The organism is Streptomyces aureus, assembly GCF_001418135.1.
GTDB classification, from domain to species: domain Bacteria; phylum Actinomycetota; class Actinomycetes; order Streptomycetales; family Streptomycetaceae; genus Streptomyces; species Streptomyces aureus_A.
Genome location: NZ_LIPQ01000337.1, coordinates 1 through 17,694, shown reverse-complemented (window position 1 = coordinate 17,694; position 17,694 = coordinate 1). Strand labels below are relative to the sequence as shown.

General features: G+C 73.0%; 14 protein-coding genes. 6 read left to right on the top strand and 8 right to left on the bottom strand.

Annotation, left to right across the window (positions count from 1 at the left end):
* Positions 1-475: 475 nt before the first annotated feature.
* Together cdgB and AOK00_RS25925 are read left to right on the top strand one after the other, a co-directional pair.
* Positions 476-2,284, top strand: coding sequence for a diguanylate cyclase CdgB (gene cdgB, locus AOK00_RS25930; RefSeq protein ID WP_055602670.1), 1,809 nt, complete (start codon positions 476-478; stop codon positions 2,282-2,284).
* A gap of 95 nt (positions 2,285-2,379) precedes the next feature.
* Positions 2,380-3,354: a CBM35 domain-containing protein gene (locus AOK00_RS25925; protein ID WP_055602669.1), complete on the top strand. Its 975-nt coding sequence runs from the start codon at positions 2,380-2,382 to the stop codon at positions 3,352-3,354.
* Positions 3,355-3,442: 88 nt separating this feature from the next.
* Here AOK00_RS25925 and AOK00_RS25920 read toward each other — a convergent pair whose 3' ends face one another.
* From AOK00_RS25920 to AOK00_RS25905, 4 genes are all read right to left on the bottom strand, one after another.
* Positions 3,443-3,862 carry a hypothetical protein gene (locus AOK00_RS25920; RefSeq protein ID WP_159041853.1) on the bottom strand — a complete coding sequence of 140 codons (420 nt, stop codon included), beginning with the start codon at positions 3,860-3,862 and terminating at the stop codon, positions 3,443-3,445.
* A 131-nt stretch (positions 3,863-3,993) separates the two neighbouring features.
* Positions 3,994-4,914 carry a 1-phosphofructokinase family hexose kinase gene (locus tag AOK00_RS25915; protein ID WP_055602667.1) on the bottom strand — a complete coding sequence of 307 codons (921 nt, stop codon included), beginning with the start codon at positions 4,912-4,914 and terminating at the stop codon, positions 3,994-3,996.
* A gap of 135 nt (positions 4,915-5,049) precedes the next feature.
* Positions 5,050-6,192: an N-acetylglucosamine-6-phosphate deacetylase gene (gene nagA / locus AOK00_RS25910; RefSeq protein WP_055602666.1), complete on the bottom strand. Its 1,143-nt coding sequence runs from the start codon at positions 6,190-6,192 to the stop codon at positions 5,050-5,052.
* Entirely contained in the window at positions 6,192-7,151 is a 960-nt protein-coding gene (locus AOK00_RS25905) for an ROK family protein (protein WP_079042193.1), read from the bottom strand. The genes nagA and AOK00_RS25905 overlap by 1 nt, the downstream gene beginning before the upstream one ends.
* A 220-nt stretch (positions 7,152-7,371) precedes the next feature.
* On the opposite strand from AOK00_RS25905, the gene AOK00_RS25900 reads away from it, so the two are divergent.
* From AOK00_RS25900 to otsB, 3 genes are all read left to right on the top strand, one after another.
* Complete coding sequence (locus AOK00_RS25900) at positions 7,372-8,655, top strand: ABC transporter substrate-binding protein (RefSeq protein ID WP_055602665.1); 1,284 nt, start codon at positions 7,372-7,374, stop codon at positions 8,653-8,655.
* 59 nt (positions 8,656-8,714) lie between these two features.
* On the top strand, positions 8,715-8,978 hold the full coding sequence (locus tag AOK00_RS25895; protein ID WP_055602664.1) for a DUF3263 domain-containing protein: 264 nt from the start codon (positions 8,715-8,717) through the stop codon (positions 8,976-8,978).
* Between the two features lie 73 nt (positions 8,979-9,051).
* Positions 9,052-9,891 (top strand): trehalose-phosphatase, encoded by an 840-nt coding sequence (otsB, locus tag AOK00_RS25890; RefSeq protein ID WP_055602663.1) that lies wholly within the window; start codon positions 9,052-9,054, stop codon positions 9,889-9,891.
* Between the two features lie 16 nt (positions 9,892-9,907).
* Here otsB and AOK00_RS25885 read toward each other — a convergent pair whose 3' ends face one another.
* Positions 9,908-10,798 carry an NAD(P)-dependent oxidoreductase gene (locus AOK00_RS25885; protein WP_055602671.1) on the bottom strand — a complete coding sequence of 297 codons (891 nt, stop codon included), beginning with the start codon at positions 10,796-10,798 and terminating at the stop codon, positions 9,908-9,910.
* 98 nt (positions 10,799-10,896) lie between these two features.
* Here AOK00_RS25885 and AOK00_RS25880 point away from each other — a divergent pair, with 98 nt between their 5' ends.
* Complete coding sequence (locus tag AOK00_RS25880) at positions 10,897-11,235, top strand: winged helix-turn-helix transcriptional regulator (protein WP_055602662.1); 339 nt, start codon at positions 10,897-10,899, stop codon at positions 11,233-11,235.
* Here AOK00_RS25880 and AOK00_RS40640 read toward each other — a convergent pair.
* The 3 genes from AOK00_RS40640 to AOK00_RS25860 form a co-directional block, all read right to left on the bottom strand.
* On the bottom strand, positions 11,232-13,310 hold the full coding sequence (locus tag AOK00_RS40640) for a trehalose-6-phosphate synthase (RefSeq protein ID WP_055602661.1): 2,079 nt from the start codon (positions 13,308-13,310) through the stop codon (positions 11,232-11,234). The genes AOK00_RS25880 and AOK00_RS40640 overlap by 4 nt on opposite strands.
* A 58-nt stretch (positions 13,311-13,368) precedes the next feature.
* On the bottom strand, positions 13,369-14,661 hold the full coding sequence (locus tag AOK00_RS25870) for an aKG-HExxH-type peptide beta-hydroxylase (RefSeq protein ID WP_055602660.1): 1,293 nt from the start codon (positions 14,659-14,661) through the stop codon (positions 13,369-13,371).
* 429 nt (positions 14,662-15,090) lie between these two features.
* Entirely contained in the window at positions 15,091-17,634 is a 2,544-nt protein-coding gene (locus AOK00_RS25860; protein ID WP_055602658.1) for an SAV_2336 N-terminal domain-related protein, read from the bottom strand.
* Positions 17,635-17,694: the final 60 nt, after the last annotated feature.

Here is a 17,694-nt window from a genome sequence, read left to right as displayed (position 1 = left end):
GGGTGTCCGCCAGGCTGCGCGCAGTGTTGAGGTCCGCCACGACCTGATGCAGCTGCCGCAGGGTCGAGAGACGGACGTACGGCTCCGACTCGGTCTCCATCGCTCGCTCTCCCCGAGACCTCGACAGCAACTCCAGGGTTCTCATCGGCTTCGTGTTGCACAGTCACCGTTCGTATTGCACTGTCACTGCCACTGAATCACAGCGAGCTGCACACCCGGTACACAGGGTCAGCAAATACTGGGCGCTGTGACTCAAGTCACAGCAGGTCATGGCGGGTCCCGTGCAGGCCCGCGTCGACCCGCCATGACCTGCTGTGACTTGAGTCACAGCGCCCAGTATTTGCTGACCCTGTGTACCGGGTGTGCAGCTCGCTGTGATTCAGTGGCAGTGACAGTGCAATACGAACGGTGACTGTGCAACACGAAGCCGATGAGAACCCTGGAGTTGCTGTCGAGGTCTCGGGGAGAGCGAGCGATGGAGACCGAGTCGGAGCCGTACGTCCGTCTCTCGACCCTGCGGCAGCTGCATCAGGTCGTGGCGGACCTCAACACTGCGCGCAGCCTGGCGGACACCCTGCAGACCGTCGCCGACGGTGTGGTCGCCGGTCTCAACTACGAGCTTGCCTGCGTCAACCTCGTACGCCCCGACGGTGACCTCGTCGTCGCCGCCTTCGCCGGCAGCTCCGCCGCCGAGGCCCTGATCACCGGCCGGGTCGGCTCCCGCGCCTCCTGGGACCGCCGCCTGTCCATGGCGACCGCCTGGGGCGAACTGCGGTTCATCCCGCACACCGAGGGCTGGGTGCTGATGGAGGACGACGTCCCCCAGTGGCACACCGACGGCCCCGCGCCCCGCTTCGAGGACGAGTGGCACCCGCACGACCGTCTCTACGCCCCCATGTACTCGCCCAGGCTCGGCTCCGCCCGCCCGGGGGGACCCCCGCCCGGTTCCGGCCGTGAGCTCCTCGGCGTCATATCCGTCGACCGTCCGCGCAACGGTCGGCACCCGGGCCCCTGGGGCCAGGAGGCGCTCCAGATGTACGCCTCCCAGTCGGCGATCGCCATCAGCAACGCCCGGCTCCGCTCCAACATGCAGCGCGCCCTGGTCCGCCTGGAGCGGGAGCAGCAGGCGCTCCGCGCCAGCGAGGAGTCCTTCCGGCAGGCCTTCGAGTACGCCCCCTCCGGCATGGCCATCGCGGAGATGGGCGGCGACCAGCACGGCCGGCTCCTGCGCACCAACGACGCCCTGTGCCGGCTCCTCGGCCGGCCCGCCGCCGCCATGCGGCGCTACTCCTTCGCCGACCTCGTCCACCCCGAGGACATAGGGACGCTGCTGCGTACCTCCGCCGAGGGCGGCCGGGCCGAGCTGCGGCTGGGGCGGCGCGACGGCACGTACGTGTGGGTGTCCCTCCGCAACTCGGTCGTCGCCGACGCGGCCGACGGCCCCCGTTTCCTCCTCACCCACGTCGAGGACATCGAGGAGCGCAAGCGGCACGAGCTCCAGCTCGCCCACCGGGCCTCGCACGACGCCCTCACCGGCCTCCCCAACAGCGCCGAGCTGCGCTCCCGGCTCTCCGCCCGGCTGTGCGAGCGTCCGGCGGCGCACGTGTCGGTCGACCAGGCCGCGGGGTACGGCGGGGGGTACGAGTCGGGGCGGGACGGCGGCTACGGGACGGGCTACGAGTCGGGCTACGACCAGGGTCACGCCGATCAGCCCGGCCACACCGGATACGAGTCCGGCGGCTCCGGTGGCCCCGGTCACTCCGGCTACGAGTCGCCGTACGAGCACGAACACGAGCACGGGTTCGGTTTCGAGCCGGCGGGCGTCGGCCCGTACGACCACCATGTCCACATGGTGGCCCCCTCGGGTGGTGACATCGACGACGGCACCAAGGGTCTCGCCGTCCTCTTCTGCGACCTCGACGGCTTCAAGTCGATCAACGACCGCTTCGGGCACCACACCGGTGACGCGGTGCTCATCGAGGTCGCGCGCCGTCTCACCACCGGGGTCCGCGACGGTGACACGGTCGCCCGGCTCGGCGGTGACGAGTTCGTCGTCCTCGCCGACGGTCTCGGCGCGGCGGACGCGGCCGACCTGGCCGTACGCCTGCGCAACGCGATCATTCCGCCGATCCGGGTGGACGGCCGGGCGGTGCGGGTCGGGGCGAGTTTCGGCATCGGCTGGGCCGAGTGCGGGATGTCTGTGGAAGAGGTCCTGAACTCCGCCGACCAGCGGATGTACGTGGAGAAACGCTCCCGCGCCAAGGTCCACCGCCGCGCCGGCTGAGGCTCTTGACCCGCCCGGGGCCGCTTCGGGGGCTGGTCCGTTCGGGGTAGGCTCGGCCGGTCGGCGACGGCTGGCGAGCATGGAGAGGAACCCGGATGGCTGCCGGTAACGACGGCGCGAACAAGCCCGAGAACGACGATCCGTTCGGCTACCTGTACGAGGACGGTCAGGCCGCGGGCGCCCAGCCCCCGGGTGGGGGTGGCTACGGCTATCCCGGCCCCGCAGCGGCTCAGCCCGGCGTGCCCCGGACCTCGTACAACCAGGTCAGAACGGTCGGCGAGCGCCAGTACGGCGGCCAGCAGCACGCGCAGCCCTACGTACCGCCGCAGCAGCAGGCCCCGTACGGCCAGCCGCAGGCGCAGTACGCCGCCCCGGAGACCTACGGCGGCCCGCCGACCCGGCAGGGACCCCCGCCGCAGCACCACCACGGTGGCGGCTCCGGTCGTGGCCCCAACACCCGGGGCATCCTCATCGGCGCGGTCGCGGTCGTCGCGGTCGTCGTGGTGGGCATCGCGGCCGCGGTGATCACGAACTCGGGCAACGACGACAAGGGCAACCAGGCCGGCACCGGTGGCACCACCTCGACGGCGCCGGTGAAGCCGTCCGAGGAGCCCAGCACCGAGCCGAGCGCGGACGAGACCCCGGTCGAACTCCCGAAGCAGGACGCGGCAACGCTGAAGCTGGGCGGCCCGGCGGCTCTCGCTACGACCGTGAAGGGCGCGAAGGGCCCGGGCGGGTCTTACGTGGCCTTCAACGGTGAGGGCGGCTCGGCGAGCTGGTCCGTCGAAGTGCCGAAGTCCGGCGAGTACACCCTGCGCATCATCTACAGCGTGCCCGGCAAGGACGCCAAGACCTCCCTTACGGTCAACGGCGCGTCGCCGCGTGAGGTGAACATGTCCAACTTTGCCAAGGCCGCCGAAGGCGACTGGGAGAAAGGCTGGACGTACACGTACGCCTACGTGAACCTCGACAAGGGGAACAACGCCCTGAAGATTTCCTGCGAGCCCGGAAACTCCTGCGACGCCATCCTGGACCAGGTCTACCTGGAGGCGGGTAAGACCGGTCGGTGACCGCCGGGCCGCCGCAGCCGCCGGCCCGAAACGGTCCGGCGGCCTCTCGGGCGTAGTCCTGGGTCATGCGGTGACGGGGCTCGGACGCCTACCAGTCGGTGCAGTGGTTCTTCGTGGTGCCGTCACTATTGACGCGGGCCACCTGGATCCCGATGTCGAAGAGGCCGTTCTGGTGCGAAGCCGTGGTGTTCCAGGTGCTGGTCTTGCCCCGGCCCTGGGAGTTGGTGCGCCACGGCCAGTAGTGGATCTTGCCCCAGACGTCCTTCGAGACCAGGCGGACCCGGACGCTGTTTCCGTCACCGGCCGTGTCGGTCAGAGTGAACTTGATGGGAATCGTGGCGTCGGGTCCGTGCCAGTTGGTCGCGGACATGTCCCCGTATGCGCCGGTCGTGCCGCAGCCGCGGACGACGGTGAAGCCGTCGGCGGCGTTAGCCGACCCGGCCGTCGACAGGGATAGTGCGAGTGCCGAAACGAGGACTCCCGCAACGGTCATTGCCTTCTTTGACATGCGCATTCCTGGTGTAGTGCGAACGACTGATCTTGATTTTCGCTCGCACGTTCGAACAGATGCCACGTCTGCTGCGATAGGTAGTCAAGTCGGCAGGAAGTGGCAGGTGTCTGGCTCGAATGGCAGGGTGCTCAGGCCGTGTCTGCCGTGACGCGGACCTGCGCCAGCAGTTCCTCGTAGGCCGTCGGGTCGAACTCGCCGGCCACCGGGGAGAGGACCGTCGCCGCCGAGAGGGCGACCGCGCGGGACAGGCGCTCGGGCCACGGTGAGCCGTCGACCAGGCCCGACAGCAGGCCGGCGACGGCCGAGTCGCCCGCGCCCGTCGGGTTGCCCTTCACGGCCGCCGGCGGGGCCGCGCGCCACAGGCCCTCCGGGGTCGCGGCGAGGAGGCCGTCGGGGCCGAGCGAGGAGACGACCGCACGGGCGCCGCGGCCCCGTGCCTCGCGGGTCGCGCGCAGTGGGTCTCGGGTTCCGGTGAGCTGGGCGAGTTCGTCCGCGTTGGGCTTGACGAGGTCCGGCCGGGCGGCGATGCCGCGCCGGAGGGGTTCGCCGCTGGTGTCGAGGAGGACGGGCACGCGGGCGGCGCGGGCGAGCCGGACGAGTTCCGCGTACGCCCCCACATGGATGCCCGGCGGGAGGCTGCCGCAGAGGGCGACCGCCGCGGCGCCGTCGAGGAGCGCGGTGAATCGGGTGCGGAAGGCGGTCCACTCGGCGGCGGTGACGGCGGGGCCCGGTTCGTTGAGCTGGGTGGTGTCGCCGGTCGCGGTGTCGACGATCGCGACGGTACGGCGGGTGGGGCCCGCGGTCTCGACGAGCTCGTCGCGGACCGGGGTCGCGGCCAGCTGCTCGCGGAGCACGGCACCCGTGGCGCCGCCCGTGAAGCCGGTGGCGACGGTCTCGTGGCCGAGCGCGGCGAGCACCCGGGCGACGTTGAGTCCCTTGCCACCGGGGCGCTCGATGACCTGGGTGACCCGGTGGGAGGAGTGCGGGGTGAGGGCGGGGACCCGGTAGGTCAGGTCCACCGCCGTGTTGAGGGTGACCGTGAGAATCATCCGACCAACCCCCGTACTCCGTGTGAAGTCCTGCGGAACGCGCGCTCCGACGGGCACTGATCATGCCAAACGAAAGGCGGTTGGCCCAGCCCCCGGCCCACCGCCCTTCCGTGTGACTCCTGATCAGAAGCGTGTTCAGACCTTCGGGTCGACGATCCACTCGCCCTTGCGCATGACGCCCTTGAGGTTGAACCCGGCGTCCAGGACCACGATGTCGGCGTCCTTGCCGGGCTCCAGGGAGCCGACGCGGTCGTACACGCCGAGCAGCCGGGCCGGGTTGGCGGAGATCGCCTGGACGACCGACTCGACGGGGAGGCCGTCGACGGTGGCGGCGCGCTTGAAGGCGCGGTCCAGGGTGAGGGTGGAGCCGGCGATGGAGTCGCCCTCGACGAGGCGGGCGACGCTGTCCTTCACCTCGACCTCCAGGGAGCCGAGCATGTAGCGGCCGTCGCCGAAGCCGGCGGCGTCCATGGCGTCGGTGATCAGGGCGACGCGCTGGGGGCCCGCGTGGTGGAAGGCGAGCTCCAGGGCGGCGGGGTGGAGGTGGGTGCCGTCGTTGATGAGCTCGACGGTGATCCGCTCGTCCTCCAGGAGGGCGGCGATCGGGCCGGGTGCGCGGTGGCCGAGGGCGGGCATCGCGTTGTAGAGGTGCGTGGCGACGGTGGCGCCGGCGTCGATGGCCTCGACGGTCTGCTCGTAGCTGGCGTCGGTGTGGCCGATGGCGGCGATCACACCGTGCTCGGCGAGCAGGCGTACGGAGTCGATGCCGCCGGGCAGTTCGGTGGCGAGGGTGACCATCTTGGCCTGGCCGCGGGCGGCGTCGATCAGCTTGCGGACGTCGGCCGGGTCGGGGTCGCGGAGCAGCGTCTCGTCGTGGGCGCCCTTGCGGCAGGGGGAGATGAAGGGGCCCTCGAAGTGGAGGCCGGCGATCTCGCCCTGTTCGGCGAGCTCGGAGAGCAGCCCGGCCCGCTGGGTGAGGAAGTCCATCTCGCCGGTGACGAAGGAGGCGACGACGGTGGTCGCGCCGTGCAGCCGGTGGGTGTGGACGCCCTTGAGGACCTCGTCGACGCTGCCGGAGGTGAAGGACGCGCCGCCGCCGCCGTGGTTGTGCATGTCGACGAAGCCGGGGACGAGCCAGTGCCCGGTCAGGTCGACGGTGGGGGCACCGTCGGGCGCGCTGCCCACGATGCGGTCGCCTTCGACGATCACGCGTCCGTTCTCGACGATCCCGGTGGGCAGCACGACGTGTGCGCCGGCGAGAACCTTGTGATCGGCCATCAGGCGGAAACCTCCGAGTCGGTGGGGCGCTGGGGGCGCTGGTCGGCGAGCAGGTCCCAGGCGAGAAGGCCCGCGCCCAGGCATCCGGCGGTGTCCCCGAGGGCCGCCGGGACGATGGCGGGCAGCTTCTGGAACGTGACTCGCTCCTCCACCGCGGCCCGAAGTGGTGTGAACAAGGTTTCCCCGGCCTCGGCCAGTCCGCCACCGATGATGAGTGTGCGGGGGTCCAGCAGGGTGAGGGCCGTGACCAGGCCGTCCGCGAGGGCGTCGACGGCGTCCTGCCAGATCCGGAGGGCGGCGGGGTCGCCGGACTCGACGGCCTTGGCGCAGTCGGCGGCGTCGGCCTTCGGGTCGCCGCTCGCCTCGGCCCAGGCCTGGGAGACGGCGGAGGCGGAGGCGTACCGTTCGAGGCAGCCGCGCTGGCCGCAGCCGCAGACGGTGCCGCCGGGGCGGACGACGATGTGGCCGATCTCGCCGGCGTAGCCGTGGGCGCCGGCCTCGATGCGGTCGCCGATGCCGATGGCGCCGGCGATGCCGGTGCCGAGGGGCACGAAGAGGAAGCGGTCGGCGCCGTTGCCCGCGCCGATGCGGCCTTCGGCGAGGCCGCCGGTGCGGACGTCGTGGCCGAGGGCGACGGGGATGCCGTCGAGTCTGCCGCTGAGGAGTTCGCGCATGGGAACGTCGTGCCAGCCGAGGTTGGCGGCGTAGACGGCGATGCCGTTCTCCGCGTCGACGATGCCGGGGACGGCGACTCCGGCGGCCGCCGCGGGCTCGCCGTACCGCTCCTGGCCGAGGGCGCGGAGCTCGGCGGCGAAGCCGAGGATCGTCTCCACGACGGCCTCGGGGCCGCGGTCGCGTCCGGTGGCGCGCCGGGCCTCGTGGAGCAGGGTGCCGTCCGCCCCGACGAGGGCGGCCTTCATGCCGGTGCCGCCCACATCCAGGGCGATGACGTGTCTCACGGGTGACAGTTTGGCCCTCGGGGACCCAAAAGGTCTAGTCCACTGTCGAGGATTGTTGCGTACGGATACAAATTCGGGTCCCGTCATGGCGCCCATCGTCCCGGTGACGTTGCGGAAGTGATACCCGAGTGGTGTAGACCTCATACCCGCGCACGCGAGAGACTTACGGCCCTGCGCAGAGCAAACGTGCGGCTCGACGCAGCTCAACGACGAGCAAAAGGTGGATGAAGCCGTGGAGCGGCGACGATTTCTTGGATTGACCGCGGCCGTCGCCGCACTCGGACTGACCGCCACGGTCGCCGGCTGTGGCTCCCTCGGAGGCGACTCCGGCGACGTGACCCTGAGACTGGTCGCGGCCGACTACGACCTCACCGGCGGCGACACCACCAGGAAGTACTGGGCCGACCTCGTCGCCGCCTTCGAGGCCGGACACCCCGGCGTCAAGGTCGAGGTGCAGGTCGAGTCCTGGGACGACGTCGACCGCAAGGTCGCCGAGATGGTCAAGGCCGACAAGGCCCCCGACATCGCGCAGATCGGCGCCTACGCCGACTACGCGGCCGCCGACCAGCTCTACGCCGCCGACGAGCTCCTCTCCATACCCGTCCAGTCCAACTTCCTCGCGCCGCTCGTCGAGGCCGGGGAGCACAAGCGGACCCAGTACGGGCTGCCCTTCGTCGCCTCCACCCGGCCGCTGTTCTACAACACGGCCCTCTTCGAGAAGGCCGGCGCGAAGGCCCCCACCACCTGGGCCGAGCTCGCCGAAGCCGCCGAGAAGCTGAAGGACGACGGTGTCCGCACCCCCTTCGCGCTGCCTCTCGGCCCCGAGGAGGCCCAGGCCGAGGCCCTGATGTGGATGCTCAGCGGCGGCGGTGGCTGGACCGACGGCACCGACCACTACGCGGTCGACTCCGACGCCAACATCAAGACCTTCGACTGGCTCAAGAAGAACCTGGTCGGCAAGGGCCTCACCGGGCCCGTCGCCCCCGGCAGGCTCAACCGCAAGGCCGCCTTCGCCGCCTTCGCGAACGGCGAGGTCGGCATGCTCAACGGCCACCCCTCGCTCCTCAAGGAAGCCGCCAGGAAGGGCGTCAAGGTGGGCCAGGTCCCGCTCCCGGGCGTCGACGGCCATGCCGATGCCGCCATGGGCGTGGCCGACTGGATCATGGGCTTCAAGCAGAACGGTCACCGCAAGGAGATCGGCGACTTCCTCAACTTCGTCTTCAGCGACGAGAACGTCCTGAAGTTCGCCGGCGACAACGACCTCCTGCCGGTCACCGTCACCGCCTCCACCCGCATGGAGACCGAGCCCGAGCACGCCAACCTGCGCGTCTTCCTCAAGACGCTCCCGGAGAGCCAGCTCCCGCCGGTCGGCAAGACGTCCTGGGCCAAGGTCAGCGAGAACGTCAAGCAGAACATCGGCAAGGCCGTCACCCCGGCCGGGGTCCCCGCCGAGGTCCTCGGGGCGATCGGACGGGCGGCGACGGCGGCGGAGAGCGCCGAGTAGGAGGGCCGCGCGAGCGGGCGGCCCCGGCGTCGAGGAGCGCCGGGTAATAGGTTGGTCGTATGACCGAGGAGCGGGAAGCGGCGGACAGCGGTGACGAGGGCGGGCTCGGTGAGCGCGAGCAGGCCCTCCTCGCCGTCGAGCGCCGCTCCTGGCCCGGCCCCGGCGCCAAGGAGCGAGCGGTGCGTGAGCGGCTCGGACTCTCCCCGACCCGCTACTACCAGCTGCTCAACGCCCTCCTGGACGACCCCAGGGCCCTCGCCCACGATCCGGTGACGGTGAACCGGCTGCGTCGGGTCCGCGAGGACAAGAAGAGGGCCCGCTGACGACAGGGCCCGGGCCGGCGCCGTCTTGTCCGTGGCCCTGACGCGGGCGCCCCGTCTCGGTAGGGTCGGGGGCATGGTCAGTCTCCCGCACCCGACCACATCCGCCGGCCGCGACGGTCTGGCCGCGCTTCTCGCGCGGCCCGCGAAGGCCGTCGTCGCCCTCGACTTCGACGGCACCCTCGCCGAGATCGTGCCCGACCCCGAACAGGCCCGGGCCCACCCCGGCGCCGTCGAGGCGCTCGCGGCCCTCGCCCCCCAGGTCGCCTCAGTCGCCGTCGTGACCGGCCGCCCCGCCGGGGTCGCCGTCCGGTACGGCGGCTTCGCCGGAGTCCCCGGCCTGGAGCACCTCGTCGTCCTCGGGCACTACGGCGCCGAACGCTGGGACGCCGTCAGCGGCACCGTCCGGGCCGCCGCCCCGCACCCGGGCGTCGCCTCCGTCCGCGCCGAGCTCCCCGGCTTCCTCGACCGGGCCGGTGCCTGGCCGGGCGTCTGGATCGAGGAGAAGGGCCGCGCGGTCGCCGTGCACACCCGCCGCGCCCTGGACCCGGAGGGCGCCTTCGAGGCCCTCAAGGGACCGCTGGGCGACCTCGCCACCCGTCACGGCCTCGTCCTGGAGCCCGGCCGCATGGTCCTGGAGCTGCGGCCCCCGGGCATGGACAAGGGCGTCGCGCTCGCGGAGTACGTACGGGAGGTGGGCGCCGGGTCCGTGCTCTACGCGGGCGACGACCTGGGCGACCTGCCCGCCTTCGCCGCCGTCGAGAAGCTCCGCTCCGACGGCACCCCGGGCCTGCTGGTCTGCAGCGGCTCGACGGAGGTCCCGGAACTGGCCGACCGCGGGGACCTGGCGGTGCAGGGCCCGCCGGGGGTGGTGGAGTTCCTGGGGGCGCTGGCGGAGGCGGTACGGGAGGCCTGAGCCGGGTCCGGTCCCGTCAGTCCTTCCGTACGAGCAGGTCCACCAGACCCGTGAGGTCCTCCTCGCCGCTGCCGACGTCGAGCCGCCGTCGCATCAACGCGAAGTAGGGGGCGATCAGTTCGGGGCTGACGCCCTGCTCGTCGGCGGTGGCGAGGAAGGTGGGGGTGCCGGCCACCTGCATGGCCAGGTTGGAGACCACGTCCGTCGTGTAGTCGCCGCTCCTCAGCTGCCGCGCGGTCTGCTCGACCGCCGGGCCGGCCATCGCCTTGATCCAGTTCCCGAGCAGCGGGGCGAACGCGACCGGGTCGATGTCCTCCCGCCGGATCAGGGCGAAGGCGTGCGCGGCCCCCGCGAACATCCCGTACATCGCGCTCAGCAGGGCCACGTCGTGCAGGGCGGCGAAGCCCGCGTCCTCGCCGACGTAGGTGGTGCCGACCGGCACGGCGAGGGACTCCCGGTGGAGTTCGAACAGCTCCCGCGAGCCGCTGTAGAACACATAGCCGCCGGCCTCCGGGATCCCGACCATCGGCGGGACGGCCATGATGCCGCCGTCCAGGTAGCGGGCGCCGCGCTCCTCGGCCCACGCGGCGCGGGCCCGGGCCTGGGCGGGGGTCGTGGTGGTCAGGTTGACCAGGTCCTTGCCGGCCAGGCCGACACCGTCCAGGGTCGTTTCCACCGAGGCGTCGTCGAGGAGGCAGACGATGACGAGGGTGCTCGCCGCGACCGCCTCGGCCGCGCTGTCCGCGACCTTCGCGCCCTCGGCGGCCAGCGCCTCCGCGCGGGCCGGGGTGCGGTTCCAGACGGTGAGCGGATGCCCGGCGGCGAGCCAGGTACGGGCGAGGGCGGTGCCCATCGCACCGAGGCCGAGGAGGGTGACGGGGGTCTTCCGATGTGCGTTCGCTGTCATGACCACAAGGCTGCTCCAGGGCTCTGACCTGCTCAAGTACCCACTTGAAAGTGGGTGGTTACCCTGAGGTGAGCGAACAGGTCAGGAGGGTGGGGCACATGGCGACGCTGAACCGGCCCGGCAACGGGGACGGCCACGTCTGCGGGATCGACGCCGCGATGGAGGTCATCGGCGGCAAGTGGAAGGTGCTCATCCTGTGGGCGCTGCACCAGCGGCCGCACTGCCGCTTCGGCGAGCTGCGCCGGCTCGTCCCGGGCATCACGGAGAAGGTCCTCGCCTCCCATCTGCGGGAGCTGGAGGCGGACGGCATCGTGGACCGTGCCTCCTACGAGGAGGTCCCGCCCCGCGTCGAGTACGCCCTCACGAAGGACGGCGTCCGCCTCAACGAGGCCCTCGAACCCCTGGCGGCGTGGGGGCGTGAGCGGGCCGCCTCCTAGCTGTTCTCCTCCCGCAGCGCGTCCAGCTGGTTCAGGAACCAGCGCTGCGGGGGCAGGGCCGTCGCCGTCGCCGCGAGGCGCTTCGTGCGGTCGGCGCGCTCGGACCGGGGCATCGTCAGGGCGCTGTGGAGGGCTTCGGCGGTCTCCGAGACGTCGAACGGGTTCACCGCGAGGACGTCCTCCCGCAGCTCCTTGTAGGCGCCCGCGCCCGTCGACAGGACGAGAGCGCAGCCCGCGTCCGAGACCACCGGTATCTCCTTCGCGACCAGGTTCATGCCGTCGCGCACCGGGTTGACCAGGGCCACGTCCGCCAGGCGGTACGCGGCGAGGGAGCGGGTGAAGTCGTCCTCCACGGAGACGATCACCGGCTGCCAGTCGGCCGTGCCGAACTCCGCGTTGATCTCGGCGGCCAGTTCGGTCACCGAGGCCGTGTACGCGCGGTACGACTCCAGGTCCTGCCGCGAGGGGTACGCCGAGGCCAGGTGGACCACCCGGTCGCGCCACTCCGGGTGGACGGTGAGCAGCTCCCGGTAGGCGAGGAGGCCGCGCAGGATGTTCTTCGACAGTTCCGTGCGGTCGACGCGGACGATGGTCCTGCGCTCGCCCACCTCGGCGCGGAGCCGGGCGAGGGCCTCGTCCACCTCGGGGCGGTGGGCCAGGGCCCGCAGCTCGTCGCCGTCGACGCCCAGGGGGTACGCCCGGACCCGGGTGCGGCCCTTCCCGACGCCGTAGCGGCGCCACTCCACCCCGTGCCAGGGGTCGCCGCTCGGCCAGACGCCCTGGGCCGTCCCGGTCGGGTCGTCGCGCTGGGAGCAGCAGCTGATGAACGTCGACGCCCATCCCCAGGTGTGGAAGCCCAGCTCGTCGGCGCCGAGCATGCCCCACAGGAGCTCCTCGACGATGTCGTCCGGCACCATGCGCAGGTACTCGGAGGCCTCCATGCCGGACTCGCCGAGCCAGGCGGCCGCCTGGACGAGGGGCAGGGGTACGTCTCCGAACTCGGCGGCGACCTCGTCGGCCTCGGCGGCGGTGATGTGCGGGGCCCGGCGCATCAGGTAGCCGGTGGATTCCGCGCGGTCGAAGTTGCGGACCGGGAGGACGTCGGTGTGTTCGCGCCAGCCGTGGTTGCGGGAGGTGATGAGGACGTGTCCGGGTCCCTGGGGGACCATGACGTCGACGTCCCTGATGTCGTCCCAGCCGTCGAAGACGACGAGCCAGCGGCCGTGCGGGGCGCCGCGGCGGAGGGCTTCGCGGACGGCGCGGATGCGTTCTCCGGGCTCGCTGCCGGTGGGCAGTTCGAGGGCGACGGCGAGTTCGCCGAGGCGGTCGCGCTGGACGTTGCGGTCGTCGGAGCTGACCCACCAGATGACGTCGTAGTCGGAGCTGAAGCGGTGGGCGTACTCGGCGGCGATCTGGGTCTTGCCGATGCCCGACATGCCGAGGAGGGTGTACGCGGCGTTGCCGCGCTCGGCGTCCATGAGCCGTTCCTGGAGCTCGGTGAGGAGGTCGTCGCGGCCGGTGAAGCGGGGGTTTCGGCGGGGCACCTCGCCCCAGATGTCCGGAGGGGTCTCGGGGTAGCGGACGAGGGCGCCCGGCGCGATCCGCCGGGCGGGGGAACGGCGTGGTTCGATGCCGAGCCTGCTGAGGAGCCGGGCTTCCGCCTCCTCCTCGCCGACGCCCCAGAGGCTGACTGGTTCGAGGACGGCCGTGGAGGGGAGGAGGGTGCGGTTGGTCAGGTTGACGGCGGCGAAGCGGTCGGCCTGGCTCGCGACGAAGCCGCGCAGGACGTCGTTCCACTCGCCGGCGGGCCGGGGGCCGAGTTCGAAGAACCAGTCGTCGAGGACGAGGAGGACCTGGCCGCGGGCGAGGAGCAGGTCGCCGAGGGAGTCCTCCAGGGGGACCTCACGGGGCGGGTCCCAGCGTTGCAGGGTGGCGCGGACGCCGTGGGTGTCGAGCCGCTGGTTGATCCAGGCCGCCCACGGCCGGTGGTAGCCGGGGAAGACGACGAGGACGTGCTCGGGAGCAGCTCTGCCACCGTGGTCCGCCGAAGCGCCGCCCGACCGCTGTTCCGCCATGTGTGCATCTCCCGTCCCGCTCACGCGCAACGCAGTGTCATGTGCCGTGGGCACAGTGTTACTCAAGGGCTCGCCGGCCGGAGCTGAGGCTCGCAAGATGCTTCCTCATTTGCCGGGCGAACTCCCTTCCCTCATTGGTCAGTTCATCGGATTCAAGCAGTATCGCAAGGGCTTCGACCACCTGATCGTGGATATGGTCGAACTGCCGTGCGGACTGGGTGCGCCACTGTCCGGGCACCCCGGCGGCGCGGGTGGCCCGGGCCCGGTGCCACAGGTCGGCGAGCGCCAGATGGGCGTAGGCACCCTGGAGGACGCCGGCGACCGGGCGGAGGTCCCTGCGCCAGCCGACCCGGTAGGTGGGGGCTGTCCGATCCGGCGGGTGCGGCCTGTAGAGCGGGACCAGTTCGTGGAGCGTGGCGAGTTTGCTGTGGTGCAGCTCGTGGACGAGGGTCTCGGCCATGTCGGGTGCACCGGCGGCGGGCGTCATGAGGATGGCCCCGGGGGCGGCGCTCAGAGTGGCCCCGATGGAACGCGTTCCGAGCGGGACGAGCGGCACGACGGCGTCCACCGAGCGGCCCACCTCGAAGGCCCGGGCGCGGTCGGTCGCGCGCAGCAGGCCCCGGGCGGCGGTCCAGCTGCCGGCCCAGCCCGCGTGGTCCGTGTCGGCGCGGTCGGCCGCGGCACGGGCCGGCATGCCCATGCCCGGCGGCAGCCGGTACGGGTCGAGGTCCTCCAGACGGATCACGCCGCCGGGCAGGGCACACAGCCCGTGCCAGCCGGGCCCGCTGCCCGTCAGCGTCCTCCCGGCGCCGCGCGAGTGGCGGCGGAGCACGGCTCGCGAGCCCGTACCGTGCCCGCCCCCGATCCTGACCGAGCGGGCGCGCGCGTCGATCCGGACCGGACCCGCGCCGCCGGCCTCGACCCGGCCGAGGCCGGGGAGCGGGATCACCCCGCCGGGGGCATCGACCACCAGGTCCACGGACAACCCGGCGCGCAGGGCGGCGGTGACGGCGAGCAGTTCGAGATGGGCGAGGTGGCGGTCGAAGCCGGCTCCGGGCGGCTCGGTGAGCGCGGTGGCGAGCCAGGTGCCGGTGGTCGGGTAGTCCAGGGCGGCGCGGACGACGTCCGGGCGGGCGCGCTCGGCCCGTTCGAACAGGAGCCAGCCCGCCTCGAAGCTGCGCAGCGCCGCGGGCGCCACCTCCTCACGGTGCCGCCGGACCCGCACCAGGAGGGTCCGGAGAAGGAGGAGCCGCCGGGCGTGCACTCCGGTCCGCAGAAACGCCGCTCCCGCCGCCCCCGGGCGCGTGCTGGCAAGCCCCGCGAGCACGGACGGATCCGGCGGGACGGCCATCACCCCCGGCTCCGGACACACGGCGGGCCACCGGGCGGACGGGGCGAGCGGCCGCCGGGCGTCGTTACGGCCGAAAGTGATCGCCCCGTACGGGCGCCCCGCGGGGGGACCCGGCCGTCAGCCGACGAACTCGTCCTCCGTCCAGGACGCGACGAGATCCGAGGGGCGGAGCAGCACTCTCTCCACCGCCGCCCCGAGGGCGGCGTCGTCCATGACCCGCAAGGTCCGCAGGTCGACGGTCGCGAGATCGGACAGATGCGATGACCGGACGGCATCCCGTCCGACACCCGTCGCCCACCCCGTGCGCTCGCACACTCCCGGCTCCTCCTCACCGACGCTGTCCCCCACGGTCGTAGCGGTGCGGCGGTTCTTCCCGACGGCAGGAGACCGGAAACCCATTCGATTCAACTGCCCCCATGTGCGCCCCCGTTATCCAGCCGTCCAGGACCACCACGGGGGCATGACGCGGCGGCGTTCCTCGGACGTGAGCGGCACGCCCTCCCGCGCCCTGGCGCTCTCCACCCCCGCGAGCAGCGTCCGGGTCCGCTCCACGTCGTCCCAGTCGACCTCCACCAGCTCCCCCGTGAGGCGCCGCCACTGCGTCGTCGCCGCGAGCAGCACCGTCCTGGCCCGCGCCGGACGGCCCATCAGGACGAGCACCGCCCCCTGGGCGTGCAGCGCGCGGGCGCCGGTGACCGTGCCCGGGTCGTCGCCATGGGCGGCGCGGGAGTCCTCTCCGGCGTTGCGGTACGCGGTGAGGGCGTCGCCGATCACCCCGTCCCGCGCGGTTTCGGCCAACTCCAGTCGGACCCTGCCGAGTTGCAGCCACACCTCGGCGCGGTCGCCGGGGTCGTGAGTGCCCCGGAGTGCCTCTTCGAGCACATGGCGGCTCTCGAAGAGGTCGGGGAGGAACCCGGCACGGTGGAAGCGGAGCGCGAGGACGCTGCCGATCAGGGTCCGCGCCCGCGCGCGCTCGGGCGCTCCGGCGGGCAGTCGTGTGAGGGCCTCGCGCAGGACGCCCTCGGCCCGGTCGACCGGTGCCGTGCCCGTACCCGCGGCGGCCCGCCGCAGCAGCGATCCGCCCCAGGTGAGCAGGAGCGGTCCGCGCTGCTCGCTGTCGGCGGGGGCGAGCAGGGTGGCCTCCTCGTACGCCGCGTCGGCCGCGGCCCCGTCGCCCTCCGTGTCGTACAGCCGGGCGCGTGCGGTGGTGAGGCGCAGCCGCAGGGCGCGCGCGTCGCCGAGGAGGGGTTCGGCGCGGTCGAGCACGAGGCCGATGCGGCCGGGGTCCGCCCCGGCGAGATGGAGGGCGTCCGCGAGATCGAGGAGGGCGGCGGCGCTCTCGTGCAGGGTGAGGGCGGCGGTGAGTTCGGTGGCCGCCTCCTCGCCGTCACCGCGCGCGAGGAGCAGCCTGCCGCGCCGCAGATGGAGGGTGTGGCGGGCGGTTTCCGGCCAGCGGTCGGCGTCTTCGGCGAGGGCGGTGAGGGCCGCGTCGAGATGGCCGGTCTCGTCGCTGTCCCGCCACAAGGCATGGTGGACGACGGCCAGTTCGAGCCGGGCCTCGGCCCATGCCTCCCCGCCGGTCCCGGCGAGCTCCCCGGCCCGTACGAGCGTGTCGGCGGCCGCGCCGAGGAGCTCGGGGCGGCGGCCGGTGCGGCGGGCGGCGGCGGTGCCGGCCTCGGCGTACAGGGCGCGGGCGAGGACGATCCGGGCCTCGACCGGTTCGGCCGGGAGTGCCGCCTCGGCGCGCTCGCGTGCTCCGGCGAGCAGGGCAGGGTCGGACTGGGCGCGGCCCTGCGCGAGGAGGCGGCGGGCCTCGGTGAGCGGGTCGGGGGTGACGAGGTCGGGGTGGTAGAAGCGGAGTACGCGCGCGGGGATACGGGCGAAGAGCTCGGTCTCGGGGCCGTCGGGTCCCAGGGGCTCGTCGGTCGCCTCGGTCTCCTCGGGGAGGTCGGTGGCCCGGCCGTGGATCCGGCGGGTCCCCGGGCCGTCTGCGGTCCCGGTCCCGGCCTCGGTGTCGGCGCCCGCGAGGCGCGCGGCGGCGAGCGCCGGGAAGTTGCGCATGCCCTGGCCGAAATTGCGCTCCACGTACGCGGAGCAGTGCTTGAGGACGAGGGCGGCGGCGCTGGGGTCGAGCGAGCCGAGGAAGTGCTGCTGGATGCCGGGCGGATAGCTGAAGCAGGGGTACGGGGTGGGCCCGGGCAGTCGGCGCAGGAGCCCGCTGAGCAGCACTTCGGCCAGCTCCATGGGGCCGGTGTCGGGGAGCATGGCGCGCTGCACGAGCTGCATCACGGGCAGGGTCAGCGGGGCCGCCGCGAGGTGGACGGCGAGCCGGAGCGCGCCGGGTGAGGCCGCGGCCCGGAAGGCGCGCAGGAGGTCGTCGTCGCTCCGTGCGGCGCGGGGGGTCATGGGCGCCCGGGGCCGCATCGTCCCGGGGGCGAGCCAGGCGGCCCAGCCGCGTACGGCGTTGCCTCCGTGGCCGGTGTGGAGCCGGGTCCAGGAGGCGAAGGCCTCCGGGGTCGGGGTGAGCACGGGGACGGCTCTGCGGCCGGGGGCGACGGGCCCCCAGGGCTCGTCGTCGGAGCGGAACGCGGTGTGGCCGCCGGGGGTGGCGGAGCGCTGGAAGGTGCCGGGCTCGGCGGGGAGCGCGGTGCGGGGCCAGAGGCGCGGCGGAAGCGGCTGGACGAGGGCGAGCGGCGCGTTGCGGGGCCACTGGCGCAGGAAGCGCTGGGCGGCGCCGCGCTGCCAAAGGGGTCCGACGCAGTCGCTGACGACCAGGGTGAACCGGCGTCCGGTGGGGTCGTGGAGCTGGTCGACGGGGCGCACCCGGGGGCGGCCGTCGGCGCCGGAGGTGGTGGTGACGAGCGGGGGGCCTTCGCCGGTGTCGTACAGCCGGTGCACCTGGACGTCCCGGAAGGCGCCGGACTGCTGGCAGGCCTGGCGGAGTTCCTCGACCATCCGGCTCCAGACGACCATGGCGGGGCCGGCGCCCCGACATCCAGCTCCTCATGGACACCGGCCCCGCCATGGTCGTCT